The following is a 14,696-nucleotide window of genomic DNA, read 5'->3' as shown; positions in this document are numbered from 1 at the left end:
GCATTTTTACATGCTTGTATGTAAACCTTTATGAAACCCACAATTATAGGCACAAAAATTGAGCAGCGACATGCAATTGCCAGCGATACGACAGTTTCCGTAGACGTAGGTAAAGAAAAACGGTATCCTTCGCATCACTTCAGAAATTCCCCCTACGCGGCTGTAGCTCAGTGGATAGAGTATTGGCCTCCGAAGCCAAGGGTCGTGGGTTCGATCCCCGCCAGCCGCACCAGACAAATCAAGACTTGCCGTTTCTTTCGCTAGCATTGTGCGCATTGCCGTGCGTGATAGTTATGGCTGCGCCTGCCGCTGCGCAGCCACCCGTCTCAGCCACTAGCCTTACTTCAGCAATTTCAGCAACGCCTGCGCCGCCGCCTCCGATGAGGCCGGATTCTGCCCGGTGATCAAGATGCCGTCCGTCAGCACATATGGCGCCCAGTCCGCGCCCTTCGAGTAGATGCCGCCGTTATCCTTGAGCATGTCTTCCACCAGGAAGGGCACGACTTTCGTCAAGCCCACGGCGTCTTCTTCCGTATTCGTGAAACCCGTCACCTGCTTGCCCTTCACCAGCGGCTGGCCATCGCCGCCTTTGACGTGGCGCAAGACGCCGGGAGCGTGGCAGACGGCGGCGACGGGCTTGCCGGCTGCCTGCAGCGCTGCGATGAGGGCGATCGAGTCCCGGTCTTCGGCCAAGTCCCACAGGGGGCCGTGGCCGCCCGGATAGAACACGGCGTCATGGTCGGCCGCTTTCACGCTGGACAGCAGGACGGTGGAAGCGAGCGCGGCCTGGGCGGCCGGGTCGGCCTTGAAGCGGGCCGTGGCGGCCGTCTGCGATTCGGGGGCGTCGCTCTTCGGGTCCAGCGGCGGCTGGCCGCCCTTGGGCGAAGCCAGGGTCAGGTGCGCGCCCGCGTCTTTCAGCACGTAATACGGGGCGGCGAATTCTTCCAGCCAGAAGCCGGTCTTGTGGCCCGTGTCGCCCAGCTGGTCGTGCGAGGTCAATACCATTAAAACGTTCATGCGAACTCCTGTGCAAGCGGTGGGGGAGTGTTACGCCATCAGCTTAGTCCTGTTCGCACTTTCATGCTGCACGCCAGTGCTGCCTGTTTTTTTGTGCATGTCTGTGATGAAAACGCCCGCGACGCTCCTGCCGTTGTCCGTTTGCAACCTCCAAAGTGTTCCAGTTGCCGATATCAAAATTGATATCGAAACAGTGGAAAAATTGATTGGAGAGATTATCGCCCAGCCCCTAAGATAAACGCCGAGCATGCGAACGACATGCAAGCAGTGCAAAAATATCAATACAATATCTGGAGATTCATGATGCGCAACGCCACCGGTCCGCTCGCGGCCACTTCCCCTCGTCCATTCACCTTGAAGGCAGCCGTTGCGGCATTGGCCGGTATTGGCTTGCTGAGCACGGCTTCGGTATGGGCGCAGGAGGCGGTGGCGGCCGATGCCAGTGCCGAGCCTGCCGCGGAAGTGTCGGTCGTGACCGTCAGCGGCGTGCGCCGCTCGGCGCAAAATTCGCAGCAGATCAAGATGCGTTCGGACCAGGTCATCGATTCCATCGTCGCCGACGACATCGGCAAATTCCCTGATAACAATGTAGCCGAGACCCTGGCGCGCATTTCCGGCATCCAGATCCGCCGCGATTCGGGCGAGGCCAGTGCCGTCATGATCCGCGGCTTGCGCGATGTCACGACCTTGCTCAACGGCCGCGAACTGTTTACCACCACGGGGCGCTACGTCAACCTGGCCGACATTCCCGCCACCATGCTGCAGCGCGTCGACGTGTATAAATCGCAGGGCGCGGACCAGGTCGAAGGCGGCGTGGCCGGCATCATCGACGTGCGCACCAACCGCCCGTTCGACTTCAAGGAATTTACGGCCAGCGTGAATACGCGCGCCGTCTACAGCGACAAATCGAAAGCCACCGACCCGAACATCAGCGGCATGGTGGCGAACCGCTGGAAGACGGGCATCGGTGAAGTGGGCGCGCTGCTGGGCTTGTCGCAGCAGCAGCACCGTTACCATGAAGAACGCGCATTCAATACGGCGCCCGTGGATAAAAGTTTCCTGTCGCCCGGTTTGACGGGGCCGGACCAGGTGGGTTTGCTGCCGATCAAGGGCGACCGCCGCCGCCGCACCGCCAATGCCGTGCTGCAATGGCGTCCGAACGCCGATGTCGAGCTGTACGCGGAAGGCATGGCCACGCGCTTCCTGCTCGATGCCGAGTCCGATTACTTCGTCGGTTTGCCATGGTGGGGCACGCCCGTGTCCGCCACCAAAATTCCCGGCACCAACCAGCTGCAAACATTGACCTCGACTAACGTCAACACCATCATGTCGACGCAGGCGAACAAGAACGAGACGAAGACGCACCAGTTTGCCGTGGGCGGTTTGTGGGATATCAACCCGGAATGGCGTTTCACGTCGGAAGTGGCCAGCACCAAAAGTACCTTCAAATGGCGCAACCCCATCCTCGACGCCATCACGCAAGTGCCGAACGCCACCATCAATACCAACCAGAATGGCACCCTGCACGTCGATTACACGGGCATCGACTTGCAAGACCCGTCGAATTACTATTTGAAGGGCTTTTTCGACCGCTACGGCCAGGACCAGGGCAGCTCGAACGATGTGCGCGCCGACCTGGCGTATACGCCGAGTGCCGGCGGCATCTTCAAGGAAATCAGCGTCGGCTTGCGCGGCGTCAAGCGCGAAGCCGAATCGATCAAAAGCTATGAAGGCAATGCGGAAGCACCGGACGTGTCCGGCGCCGCATTTCCATTCGGCCGCCAGGGCGTGACGTCGATTCCAGGCCTCAATTGCTTGTCGGAACCGATGTCCAGCGGCGGTCCCGACTACGGCTTGAAGCAATGGTACACGCCATGCGCCAGTTTCTTGCTCAATAACACGGGCACCGTGCGCCAGGCCGTCACGGGCAGCAGCGCGGCGCGCGCCATGGATCCGGGTTCGTTCTTCAAGGACACGGAAAAGACGTATTCCATCTACACCAAGGCAAAGGTCGCCTTCAAGCTGGCTGACTATCCCGTCGACGGCACCCTGGGCGTGCGCGTCGTGCGCACCGAACAAAGCTTGCAAGGCAACAGCTCGCAGGACGGCGTCTACACGCCCGTCATCAGCAACACGTCCAGTACCGACGTGCTGCCGAGCGTGGCCCTGAAAATCAAGCTGCGCGCCGACCTGGTCGGCCGCTTTGCGGCGGGCCGCACCATCAGCCGCCCCGGTTTTGCCCAGCTGAACCCGGGCGTGGCCCTCGTCAACTCGACGGAAACGGTGAAGGCGACGGGCGCGGGCGGCAATCCGAATTTGAAACCGGTCGTGGGCGACAATGTCGACGCGGCACTGGAATGGTATTTCGCGCCGGCCGGTTCCGTCACCGCCACCGTGTTCCACCACAAGTTCGACGGGTATATCCAGCAACGCATTTCCAGCGAAACCATTGCCGGCAAGACATATGACGTGGACCGCCCGTACAACACGGCGGCGGGCAAGCTGCAAGGCCTGGAAATCGGCTACCAGCAGTTCTATGACGGCTTGCCCGGCATCTTGAGCGGCCTGGGCTTGCAAGCGAACGGCACCTACATGAGCGGCACGACCGACGACGAGACGGGCAGCCATGCGATCACGGGCGTGTCGCGCTATGCCTACAACCTGGTGTTGCTGTACGAAAAAGACGCCTGGTCGGGCCGCCTGGCCTACAACTGGCGCTCGAAATTCATCGACAGCTACAACCAGGGCGGCCCCGGCCTGGACTTGAAGGTGGCGCCGACGGCCCAGCTCGACGGTTCGCTGTCGTACAAGATCAACGAGCAGTTCACCGTGACCCTCGATGGGAATAACTTGCTCGATACCAAGTTCAAGGATTACTGGAACGAACCGGGCGTGTATGCGCGCGATACGCGCCGCTATGACCGCACGGTAGGTCTTTCTTTACGCTGGAAAATGTAAGTTGATCGCACAGTAAAAAATCAAGGGCGTTGCCATGGTTTCGGCCGGCAACGCCCCTATCAGTTGGACAGTCACGCACGATTCATCATAAAAAGAATGGACGGAAAGCATGGAGACGCAAAAATTATCCACCGTTGAAAAGGTCGGCTTCGGCGCCGGCGACATGGCGCTCAATGTCGTCATCTCGTCGATGATGCTGATCATCACCTTTTTCTATACCGATATCTATGGCTTGAAAACCACCGACCTGGCCCTGCTGTTCGTGGCCGTGAAAGTCATCGGCGCCATCGCCGACCTCGTCATGGGCCAGATCACGGACCGCTACAGCTTTGCCTCGGGCCGCTACCGCCCCTACCTGCTGTGGCTGGCCGTGCCGTATGGCGTCAGCGTCTTCTTTGTCTTCAGCACGCCCGAATGGCAGTATGACGCCAAGCTGATCTGGGCATATTCCACATATATCCTGATGACGATCATGACGGCTGGCGTGGGCATCCCGTATATTTCCCTGATCAGCGGCTTGACGAGCGACCCGCAGGACCGCCTGTCGGCCAACGGCTACCGCTTGTTCTTCGCCAAGATCGGCGCCTTCATGGTGACCATCGTCGTGCCGGTCCTGTCGCAGCGCTGGGGCGGCGGCAACCCGGCCGTCGGCTACCAGGCAGCCATGGCCGTGATGGCCGTCATGGGCGTGGCCCTGTTCCTGTTCTGCTATTTCTCCACCACCGAGCGGGTTGTGCACGTGGTGGAAAAGCAATCGTTGCTGGCGCAATTGAAAGTGTTGCTGCGGAATGACCAATGGCTGGTGCTGTGCGGCGTGTGCGTCACGGGCACCATCGGCTACGTGGTGCGCGGCTCCGTCGCTATTTATTACGCGAAATACTATCTGGGCGGCAGCACGGAAACGGTGGCTGCCTTTTTGACCACGGGCGTGGTGGCCGCCATCCTGGCCATGATCGCCTCGACCTGGATCACCAAGTTCTATTGCAAAGTTAAACTGTTCCGCTACACGCAGATCGGCGTCGCGCTGATCAGCCTGGCGATCTATTTCTTCGTGAAACCGAGCGACACGGTGCTGGCTTTCGCCCTGTATTTCCTGCTGTCCTTCGTGGTGGACTTGCATGCGCCCGTGTTCTGGTCGGCCATCGCGGAAACCATCGACTATGGACAGGTGAAGACGGGCAAGCGCGTCTCCGGCTTCGCCTTTGGCGGCATTTCCGTATGCCAGAAGGCGGGCATGGCGGTGGCGGGCGGCCTGGTGGGCGTGCTGCTCGCGTATTTCGACTACCAGCCCAACCATGAGCAAACGCAATTCGCCCTGAACGGCATCGCCCTGATGCTGTCGATCATCCCCGGCTTTTTCCACTTGCTGATGGGCTTGCTGATGTTCAAGTACCGTATCAGCGATGCGTACTACAGCGGCGTCAAGTCGGAAATGCACAAACGCGGTTTTGTCGCCGCGTAAGAATAACTGAATGGAGTAAGCAACATGGCAGACGTCTTGAAACCGCTGATCGAACAACGGGCCGACCCGCATATCACCCGCCACAGCGACGGCTATTATTACTTTACGGCCTCCGTGCCCCAGTACGACCGCATTGAATTGCGCCGCGCCGACAGTGTCGCCGGCCTGGCCGACGCGCCCGCGGTCGACGTGTGGCACAAGCCGGACACGGGGCCGTACAGCGAACTGGTGTGGGCGCCGGAATTGCATTTCAACCAGGGCGCCTGGTATGTGTATTTCGCCGCCGCGCCGAGCCGCGAGATCAAGCATAAATTGTTCCAGCACCGCATGTATGCGATCCGCAATACGAATGCCAACCCGCTGGAAGGCGAGTGGGAATTCATGGGCCAGATCGATACGGGCATCGACACCTTTTGCCTGGACGCCACCACGTTCGAGCACGACGGCGTGCTGTACTACCTGTGGGCACAGAAAGATGTGGCCATCGAAGGCAATTCGAACCTGTATATCGCGCGGATGGCCACGCCATGGCAGCTGGCCGGTCCGCCCGTGATGCTGAGCAAGCCGGAATTCGACTGGGAAATCCGCGGCTTCTGGGTCAACGAGGGGCCGTCCGTGCTGAAACGCAATGGCAAGATCTTCATCAGCTATTCGGCCAGCGCCACCGATGAAAATTATGCGATGGGCTTGCTGTGGGCCGATGCGTCGGCCGACCTGCTCGACCCGTTCTCGTGGAGCAAGTCGCCCGAGCCCGTGTTTGCCACCTGCTACGAGCACGGCATCTACGGCCCCGGCCACAACAGCTTCACGACGGCCGAGGACGGCGACGGCGTATTGCTGGTGTACCATGCCCGCACCTACACGGAAATCGTCGGCGATCCGCTGTGGAACCCGGATCGCCACACGTTCGTCAAACCGCTGCGCTGGGATGCGCAAGGCATGCCCGTGTTTGGCCGCTCATCGACCCTGTAAAACCTGGACCCGACGCCATGACCCCAGTTGATTCTGTTTCAGTGACGCAAGCGCCGTTCGGCACCCTGCCCGGTGGCCAGCACGTGACCGTATTTACCCTGACGAACCGCCAGGGCATGCAAGTCAAGGTGCTCGACTTTGGCGCCATCATCAGCGAAATCCACGTGCCGGACCGCGCCGGCACGTTGGCCGACGTGGTGCTCGGTTTCGAGCGCCTCGAACCCTATCTGGCCAATGGCGCTTTCCTGGGCGCCGTCATCGGGCGTTTCGGCAACCGCATTGCCGAGGGACGCTTCAGCCTCGACGGCAAGGATTACCAGCTGGCCGTCAACAATGCACCGAATCACTTGCATGGCGGCAACCAAGGCTTTCACCAGGTCATGTGGCAGGCCGAGCCTTTCACCCGGGACGATGCCGCCGGCGTCACGTTCACGCGCAGCAGCCCGCACGGCGAAGATGGCTATCCGGGCAAGCTGGACGTGACCGTCGTGTACGAACTGGACAACGACAACGCCCTGAGCCTGCGCTACCACGCCGTAACGGACCAGGCCACGCCCGTCAACTTGACCAACCACAGCTATTTCAATCTGGCGGGGCAGGGCGATATCCTCGGTCACGAGGTGACGATCAATGCGGACCGCTACCTGCCCGTGGACGCGGGTTCGATTCCCACGGGCGAACTGGCGGACGTGTCCGGCACGCCGTTCGACTTGCGCCAGAGCACCGTCATCGGCCACAGCATCGATTTACCGCACGAGCAGATCCGCATCGGCCGTGGCTACGATCACAACTTTGTGCTGAATCAACAGCCTGGTCAACTGCTCAGCCTGGCCGCCACCGTACGCGATCCCGTGTCGGGGCGGGTGATGCAGGTGTACACGCAGGAGCCCGGCGTCCAGTTTTATTCCGGCAATTTCCTCGACGGCAGCCAGCCCGGCAAGCTGCGCGCCAACAGCTACCGCAGCGCGCTATGCCTGGAAACCCAGCATTTCCCGGATTCGCCGAACCAGTTCCACTTCCCGAACAGCATCTTGCGTCCGGGCGAGGAGTATCGGACGCACACCGTGTACCGCTTTTCCGCCGGGTAAGTACCCCTGCGAAAACAGCCCACGCCCTGCCGCCACGCGCCCGCAGGGCGTTTTCATTACGGCATGCTGATACCGTTTTCGATATCGGAACGCATTAAAAATTGATTGGAAAGGCATGGCAGGATTCTTTAGTATTCCAACATCGCTGCCCGGGCCGACGACATTAGATCCGGCATAGCACAACCAGGAGAATGGCATGTCTGAGACAAAAAAGAAGGTTGCCCTGCGCTCTGCCGAGTGGTTCGGCTCGCAGGACAAGAACGGCTTCATGTACCGCAGCTGGATGAAAAACCAGGGCATACCTGACCACGAGTTTCACGGCAAGCCCATCATCGGCATCTGCAATACCTGGTCCGAACTGACTCCCTGCAACGCCCATTTCCGCCAGTTGGCCGAACACGTCAAGCGCGGCATCCTGGAAGCGGGCGGTTTCCCCGTGGAATTCCCCGTCTTCTCGAACGGCGAATCGAATCTGCGCCCGACGGCCATGCTGACGCGCAACCTGGCCTCGATGGACGTGGAAGAATCGATCCGCGGCAACCCGATGGACGCCGTCGTGCTGCTGGTCGGCTGCGACAAGACGACGCCGGCGCTGCTGATGGGTGCGGCCAGCGTCGACATCCCCACCATCGTCGTCAGCGGCGGCCCCATGCTGAACGGCAAGTTGAATGGCAAGGACATCGGTTCCGGCACGGCCGTATGGCAGTTGCACGAGCAGATGAAGGCCGGTTCCATCACCTTGCACCAGTTCATGTCGGCCGAATCGGGCATGTCGCGCTCGGCCGGTACCTGCAACACCATGGGTACGGCCTCGACGATGGCCAGCATGGCTGAAGCGCTGGGCACGTCGCTGCCGCACAATGCCGCCATCCCCGCCGTCGATTCGCGCCGCTACGTGCTGGCGCACATGTCGGGCATCCGCATCGTCGAAATGGTGCACGAAGACTTGCGCCTGTCGAAAGTGCTGACGCGCGAAGCGTTTGAAAACGCCATCAAGGTCAACGCCGCCATCGGCGGTTCGACCAACGCCGTGATCCACCTGAAGGCGATTGCCGGCCGCATCGGCGTGCCCCTGGAGCTGGAAGACTGGACCCGTGTAGGGCGCGGCACGCCGACCATCGTCGACTTGCTGCCGTCGGGCCGTTTCCTGATGGAAGAGTTTTACTATGCGGGCGGCTTGCCGGCCGTCATACGCCGCCTGGGCGAGGGCGACTTGTTGCCGCACAAGAATGCGCTGACCGTCAACGGCAAGTCGCTGTGGGACAACTGCGTCGAAGCACCGATCTACAACGATGAAGTGGTGCGCACCCTGGACAACCCGCTGCTGGCCGATGGCGGCATCTGCGTGCTGCGCGGCAACCTGGCGCCGCGCGGCGCCGTCTTGAAACCGTCGGCCGCTTCGCCGCATTTGATGCAGCACCGTGGCAAGGCCGTCGTGTTCGAGGATTTCGAACACTATAAATCGCGCATCCTTGATCCGGATCTCGACGTCGATGCCGATTCTGTGCTGGTCATGAAGAACTGCGGCCCGAAAGGCTATCCGGGCATGGCCGAAGTGGGCAACATGGGCTTGCCGCCGAAACTGCTGGCGCAAGGCATCACCGACATGGTGCGCATCTCGGATGCGCGCATGAGCGGCACGGCCTATGGCACCGTGGTCTTGCACGTGGCGCCGGAAGCGATGGCGGGCGGCCCGCTGGGCATCGTGCGCGATGGCGACATGATCGCCCTCGATTGCCACAACGGCAGCCTGAACATCGACATCAGCGACGCGGAAATCGCCGAGCGCCTGGCGGCCCGCGAACTGGGCAGCGCGCCCGGACCGAAGAGCGGCTACCAGCAACTGTACATCGAACACGTGTTGCAGGCCGACGAAGGCTGCGATTTCGACTTCCTGGTCGGCAATCGCGGTTCCGCCGTGCCGCGCCATTCACATTAAGCGGAGAATTCCATGCTGTTGCTGCAATTTACGAATGAACACGGCGGCCGCCTCGTCGGCCTGCTGCAAGACGACCAGATCCGAGTCATCGAAGGCTACAACACGACGTATGCGCTGGCGCAAGACGCCATCCGCAAGCGTATCAATCTGGCGGACCTGGTGAATGCTACCGTCGGCAACGCCACGCATTCCTATGCGGACGTGGCCGCTGCCGGACGCGTGCTGCCGCCGCTCGATCACGCGGACGAGGCGCACTGCTACGTGACGGGCACGGGCCTGACCCACCTGGGCAGCGCCGGCGCGCGCGACGCCATGCACAAGAAGATCGGCGGCGACGCCGAGTCCTTGAGCGACTCCATGAAAATGTTCCGCCTGGGCGTGGAAGGCGGCAAGCCAGCCGCTGGCACGGCCGGCGCGCAGCCGGAATGGTTTTACAAGGGCGACGGCTCCATCGTGCGCGCGGGCGGCCAGCCGCTGCGCATGCCGGACTTTGCCCTCGATGGCGGCGAAGAGCCGGAAATCGCCGGCCTGTACGTGATCGGCGACGACGGCCAGCCCTACCGGGTCGGTTACGCCATCGGCAATGAATTCTCGGACCACGTGACGGAGCGCCAGAACTATCTGTACCTGGCCCACTCGAAGCTGCGCGCCTGCAGCGTGGGCCCCGCCCTGCTGGTGGGCGAATTGCCCGCGCACATCGCCGGTACTTCGCGCGTGCTGGACGCGGCGGGCAATGTGCGCTGGGAAAAGGCCTTCGTCAGCGGCGAAGAGAATATGTCGCACACGATTGCCAACCTGGAACACCACCACTTCAAGTATCCGCTGTTCAAGCGCCCCGGCGACGTGCACGTGCATTTCTTTGGCACGGCCACCCTGAGCTTTGCCGATGGCGTGAGCGTGGCGCCGGGCGAAACCTTTGAAATCGAAGCGCCGGCCTTTGGCCCTGCCTTGCGCAACCGCCTCGACGTCTTCCCAACCGAATTTGCGAAAGTGAGCACATTATGAGTTTGAATATCACCGGTGATGCATGGATCGGCGGCGTGGCCGTCAAGGGCAATGGCGGCTCCTTCGAAGCGTGGGACCCGGCCGCGCGCGCCCACATCGCGCCCGCCTTCCACATGGTTGATGTAGCGCAAATCGACGAAGCGTGCCGCCTGGCGCAAGCCGCCTTCGACCCGTTCCGCGCCACCAGCGACGCGGAGCGCGCCGACTTTTTAGATACCATCGCCGCGCAAATCGGCGAACTGGGCGACGACCTGATCGTGCGCGCCATGACGGAAAGCGGCTTGCCGCGCGCACGACTGGAAGGCGAACGCGGCCGCACGGTGGGCCAGTTGAAACTGTTCGCCGGCTTGCTGCGCGAAGGTTCCTGGACGGATGCGCGCATCGACAGCCCGCTGCCGGACCGCGTGCCGCCCCGTCCTGACTTGCGCTTGCGCATGATCGGCCTGGGCCCCGTCGCCGTGTTTGCGGCCAGTAATTTCCCGCTGGCCTTTTCCGTGGCGGGCGGCGACACGGCCTCGGCCCTGGCGGCCGGCTGCCCCGTCGTCCTGAAAGCCCATTCGGCGCATCCGGGCACGTCGGAACTGGTGGCGCGCGCCATCGTCAAGGCGATTGCCATCTGCAAGCTGCCGGCCGGCGTCTTCGCCTTGCTGACGGGCACGGGCAACGGCATCGGCCAGGCGTTGGTCGCCCATCCGGCCATCCAGGCCGTGGGTTTCACGGGTTCGCGTTCGGGCGGCATCGCCCTGATGAAGGTGGCGGCCGAGCGTCCGCAGCCGATTCCTGTCTACGCAGAGATGAGCAGCATCAACCCCGTGTTTGTGCTGCCGCAAGCCTTGGCCGCCCGTGGCGCGGCGATCGCCGGCGGTTTTGCCGCCTCGCTGACGATGGGCGTGGGCCAGTTCTGCACCAATCCCGGCCTCGTGCTGGGCCTGGAAGGCGCCGACTTTACGGCCTTTGCCGCCGCTGCCGCTGAAGCGCTGGCGCCCGCGTCGGCCGCCACCATGTTGACGGCCGGCATCGCCAGCAGCTATGCCAAGGGCGTCGCCGCCCTGGCGCAGCACGCGGACGTGACGCCGCTGGTGCAAAACACGGGAGAAGAGGGCAAGGGCGCCGCCGCCCTGTTCGTCACGTCGGGCGAGGCTTTCCTGGCCAAACACGACTTGCGCGACGAAGTCTTCGGCCCCGCCTCGCTGCTGGTCGCTTGCCGCGACATGGAACAATTGCTGGCGATTACGGAAAGCCTGGAAGGCCAGCTGACGGCCACCCTGCAGATGGATGCGGGCGACCTGGCAGACGCGCGCCGCTTGCTGCCCGTGCTGGAGCGCCGCGTGGGCCGCATCCTGGCCAACGGTTTCCCGACGGGCGTGGAAGTGTCGACGGCCATGGTGCACGGCGGCCCGTTCCCGGCCACGTCGGACGGCCGCAGCACCTCCGTCGGCACGGCGGCCATCAACCGCTTCCTGCGTCCCGTGTCCTACCAGAACCTGCTGCAGGACTTGCTGCCGGAGTCGCTGCGCGACGATAATCCGCTGGGGATCTGGCGCCGCAAGGATGGCGTTCTCGGCAAGGAGTAAAAAGCTGCTGCGCGGCGGGCCGATGGCCTTGCCGCGCCAGCTTGCGTTGCACGTTGTACATAAAAAATAAACAGGTGGAGACAAGATGAAGCAATTGGCGAAATATGGCAGCTTGCAGGGCAAGCGCGTGTTCATCACGGGTGGCGGCAGCGGCATCGGCGAATCCCTGGTGGCGGAGTTTGCCGCCCAGGGCGCCGTGGTGGCGTTTGTCGATATCGCCGTGGAAGCGAGCGAGGCCCTGTGCCGCCGCCTGGCCGAAGCGGGCTGGACGGCGCCCGTGTTCCGCCATTGCGACATCACGGATATTGCATCCCTGCAAGCCGTCATGGCCGAACTGGCCGATCAACTGGGCGATTTCGATATCCTCGTCAACAATGCCGCCAACGACCAGCGCCACCAGGCGCAGGACGTCACCCTGGAATACTGGAACGAGCGCATTGCGATCAATCAACGTCCCATGTTCTTCACGTGCCAGGCCGTCTTCGAAGGCATGAAGCGCAAGGGCGGCGGTTCCATCATCAATGTCAGCTCGATTTCCTGGCACATGAAGTCGGGCGGCTACCCCGTGTATGCCACCACCAAGGCGGCCGTCGTGGGCCTCACGCGGGGCCTGGCGCGCGATTACGGCGCGCACAATATCCGCGTCAACACGGTGACGCCCGGCTGGGTCATGACGCAGCGCCAGATCGACCTGTGGGTCGACGAGGCGGCGGAAGTGGAAATCAAGAAAAGCCAATGCTTGCCAAGCAAGCTGATGCCACAGGACATCGCCGCCATGGTGTTGTTCCTCGCCTCCGATGACGGCGCGATGTGCTCTAGTCAAGAGTTCATCGTCGACGCCGGCTGGGTCTGACAAAACGTCCAGGGCGTTGTTGCAGGGTCTTGCCGTACTAGCGTACTGTCTGCGACCCTGCGCCTAGCCCTGGGCGTTTTGTCGGCCGCGGGTTTGCCCGCAGCCATCCCCCTCCTTTGAAATACCGCTCTTGCCGCCCCAACCCCGCGGCAGGAGAGGCATCGCCACATCCATTGCCGGGTCGATCCCGGCCCTTGCTTTTCACTTAAAAACAGGAGACAGCATGAAATGTATCAACACCAGCATCGTGGCCCTCAGCCTGGCCATGGCCGTCGGCAGCGCTTTTGCCGCGCCCGTCAGCGTCACCATCGATGCGGCCAAGCCTGGTTCCGTGATCAATAAAAACATCTACGGCCAGTTCGCCGAGCATCTGGGGACCGGCATCTATGAAGGCATGTGGGTGGGCCCGGATTCGCCGATCCCGAACACCAGGGGCTGGCGCAATGACGTGCTGGGCGCGCTGAAACAATTGCACGTGCCTCTGGTGCGCTGGCCGGGCGGCTGCTTTGCCGATGAATACCACTGGAAGGATGGCATCGGCGCGCGCGCCCAGCGTCCGACCAAGGTCAATACCAACTGGGGCGGCGTGGAAGAGTCGAACGCCGTCGGCACGCACGAATTCTTCGACCTGGCCGAGTTGCTGGGCGCACAGACCTATATCAACGGCAACCTCGGTTCCGGCACGCCGCAGGAAATGTCCGAATGGCTGGAATACATGACCTCGGACAGCAAGTCTACCCTGGCCGAACTGCGCCGCAAGAATGGCCGCGCCCAGCCGTATAAAGTCGATTACTTTGGCATCGGCAATGAAGCCTGGGGTTGCGGCGGCAATATGCGTCCGCAATACTACGCCGACCTGTACAAGCACTATCACACCTTCATGAAGACGCCGGAAAGCGCGCGCCCGAAATTCATCGCCAGCGGCGGCAATGACGATGACATCAGCTGGTCCAGCACCCTGAGCCGCGAAATCAAGCCGAACATGATGGACGCCATCAGTTTCCACTACTACACGGTGCCGACCGGCGTGTGGGAAAAGAAGGGCGCGGCCACGGGCTTTGGCGAAAACGAATGGATTTCCACTCTCAGCCGCACCCTGCGCATCGACAGTTTGATCAAGAACAATCTCGCCGCCATCGACAAGAACGACCCCTCGAAAAAGACGGGCTTGTACGTCGATGAATGGGGCACCTGGTACGACGTGGAGCCGGGCACCAACACGGGCTTCTTGTTCCAGCAAAACAGCTTGCGCGATGCCCTCGTCGCCGCCTTGAATTTCAACATCTTCCACGCCCATGCGGACCGGGTACGCATGACGAATATCGCGCAAATGGTCAATGTGCTGCAAGCGATGATCATCACGGACAAGGATAAATATTTCCTTACGCCTACATATCACGCGTTTGAAATGTACGTGCCGTTCCAGGACGCCACGGCCTTGCCGGTCGCCATCAGCGGCAATGGCAAGTACAGCCTGGGCAAGGTCAGCATTCCTGAAGTGAGCGCCTCGGCCGCGCGCGCCAAGGATGGCAAGGTGTACTTGTCCTTGGTCAACACGAACCCGCACAAGGCCGTCGACGTGAGCGTGGCGCTGGCGGGGCAAAAAGTCACGGCCGTGACTGGCCGCGTGCTGACCGCAGGCAAGATGGATGCCGTCAACAGCTTTGCGCAACCGCAAGCCGTGCAGCCCGTGGCGTTCACTGCCAAGGCGCAGGGCGGCAAGCTGACCGTGTCGGTGCCCGCCAAGGCCGTCGTCGTGGTGGCGGTCGACTAGCCTGCCACCCTTGTCATTCATCAAGCCGGCCCGCATGATGGGCCGGCTGACCAT

At 62.1% G+C, this 14,696-nt stretch carries 10 protein-coding genes and 1 tRNA gene; 10 read left to right on the top strand and 1 reads right to left on the bottom strand.

Annotated features, from left to right (window positions below; all coding sequences use genetic code 11):
• Window positions 1-156: 156 nt before the first annotated feature.
• Window positions 157-232: transfer RNA gene (locus CLU94_RS12650), tRNA-Arg, on the top strand.
• 107 nt (window positions 233-339) lie between these two features.
• Here the strand turns inward: CLU94_RS12650 and CLU94_RS12645 are convergent.
• Complete coding sequence (locus CLU94_RS12645) at window positions 340-1,017, bottom strand: type 1 glutamine amidotransferase domain-containing protein (protein ID WP_099665865.1); 678 nt, start codon at window positions 1,015-1,017, stop codon at window positions 340-342.
• Between the two features lie 300 nt (window positions 1,018-1,317).
• Here CLU94_RS12645 and CLU94_RS12635 point away from each other — a divergent pair, with 300 nt between their 5' ends.
• The 9 genes from CLU94_RS12635 to CLU94_RS12595 all read left to right on the top strand — a co-directional run bounded on the left by CLU94_RS12635 (window position 1,318) and on the right by CLU94_RS12595 (window position 14,642).
• Window positions 1,318-3,975 carry a TonB-dependent receptor gene (locus tag CLU94_RS12635; RefSeq protein WP_099668293.1) on the top strand — a complete coding sequence of 886 codons (2,658 nt, stop codon included), beginning with the start codon at window positions 1,318-1,320 and terminating at the stop codon, window positions 3,973-3,975.
• A gap of 109 nt (window positions 3,976-4,084) precedes the next feature.
• Window positions 4,085-5,437 carry an MFS transporter gene (locus CLU94_RS12630; protein WP_099665863.1) on the top strand — a complete coding sequence of 451 codons (1,353 nt, stop codon included), beginning with the start codon at window positions 4,085-4,087 and terminating at the stop codon, window positions 5,435-5,437.
• Window positions 5,438-5,461: 24 nt separating this feature from the next.
• Window positions 5,462-6,409, top strand: a complete 948-nt coding sequence (locus tag CLU94_RS12625; protein ID WP_099665862.1) for a glycoside hydrolase family 43 protein — start codon at window positions 5,462-5,464, stop codon at window positions 6,407-6,409.
• A gap of 17 nt (window positions 6,410-6,426) precedes the next feature.
• Entirely contained in the window at window positions 6,427-7,497 is a 1,071-nt protein-coding gene (locus CLU94_RS12620) for an aldose epimerase family protein (protein WP_099665861.1), read from the top strand.
• A 196-nt stretch (window positions 7,498-7,693) separates the two neighbouring features.
• A complete protein-coding gene (locus tag CLU94_RS12615; protein ID WP_099665860.1) occupies window positions 7,694-9,436 on the top strand; it encodes an IlvD/Edd family dehydratase in 1,743 nt (580 codons plus the stop codon).
• Between the two features lie 12 nt (window positions 9,437-9,448).
• Complete coding sequence (gene araD1 / locus CLU94_RS12610; RefSeq protein ID WP_099665859.1) at window positions 9,449-10,441, top strand: AraD1 family protein; 993 nt, start codon at window positions 9,449-9,451, stop codon at window positions 10,439-10,441.
• Window positions 10,438-12,015 (top strand): aldehyde dehydrogenase (NADP(+)), encoded by a 1,578-nt coding sequence (locus CLU94_RS12605; RefSeq protein ID WP_373610050.1) that lies wholly within the window; start codon window positions 10,438-10,440, stop codon window positions 12,013-12,015. The genes araD1 and CLU94_RS12605 overlap by 4 nt, the downstream gene beginning before the upstream one ends.
• Before the next feature lie 85 nt (window positions 12,016-12,100).
• The gene (locus tag CLU94_RS12600; RefSeq protein WP_099665858.1) at window positions 12,101-12,868 is read left to right on the top strand and encodes an SDR family NAD(P)-dependent oxidoreductase; all 768 of its coding nucleotides are present in this window, start codon (window positions 12,101-12,103) and stop codon (window positions 12,866-12,868) included.
• A gap of 223 nt (window positions 12,869-13,091) precedes the next feature.
• Window positions 13,092-14,642 (top strand): alpha-N-arabinofuranosidase, encoded by a 1,551-nt coding sequence (locus tag CLU94_RS12595; protein WP_099665857.1) that lies wholly within the window; start codon window positions 13,092-13,094, stop codon window positions 14,640-14,642.
• Window positions 14,643-14,696 lie beyond the last annotated feature (54 nt).

Source organism: Janthinobacterium sp. 13, assembly GCF_002749695.1.
In the GTDB taxonomy this organism is placed as follows: domain Bacteria; phylum Pseudomonadota; class Gammaproteobacteria; order Burkholderiales; family Burkholderiaceae_D; genus Janthinobacterium; species Janthinobacterium kumbetense.
This window is presented reverse-complemented; position numbering and strand designations above follow the sequence as displayed.

Excerpts from the sequence above, each read along its gene's own strand:
- CLU94_RS12605 (WP_373610050.1), top strand. The coding sequence starts at position 10,438 with ATGAGTTTGAATATCACCGGTGATGCATGGATCGGCGGCGTGGCCGTC.
- CLU94_RS12595 (WP_099665857.1), top strand. The coding sequence starts at position 13,092 with ATGAAATGTATCAACACCAGCATCGTGGCCCTCAGCCTGGCCATGGCC.
- CLU94_RS12645 (WP_099665865.1), bottom strand. The coding sequence starts at position 1,017 with ATGAACGTTTTAATGGTATTGACCTCGCACGACCAGCTGGGCGACACG.
- CLU94_RS12600 (WP_099665858.1), top strand. The coding sequence starts at position 12,101 with ATGAAGCAATTGGCGAAATATGGCAGCTTGCAGGGCAAGCGCGTGTTC.
- CLU94_RS12630 (WP_099665863.1), top strand. The coding sequence starts at position 4,085 with ATGGAGACGCAAAAATTATCCACCGTTGAAAAGGTCGGCTTCGGCGCC.
- araD1 (WP_099665859.1), top strand. The coding sequence starts at position 9,449 with ATGCTGTTGCTGCAATTTACGAATGAACACGGCGGCCGCCTCGTCGGC.
- CLU94_RS12635 (WP_099668293.1), top strand. The coding sequence starts at position 1,318 with ATGATGCGCAACGCCACCGGTCCGCTCGCGGCCACTTCCCCTCGTCCA.
- CLU94_RS12620 (WP_099665861.1), top strand. The coding sequence starts at position 6,427 with ATGACCCCAGTTGATTCTGTTTCAGTGACGCAAGCGCCGTTCGGCACC.
- CLU94_RS12615 (WP_099665860.1), top strand. The coding sequence starts at position 7,694 with ATGTCTGAGACAAAAAAGAAGGTTGCCCTGCGCTCTGCCGAGTGGTTC.
- CLU94_RS12625 (WP_099665862.1), top strand. The coding sequence starts at position 5,462 with ATGGCAGACGTCTTGAAACCGCTGATCGAACAACGGGCCGACCCGCAT.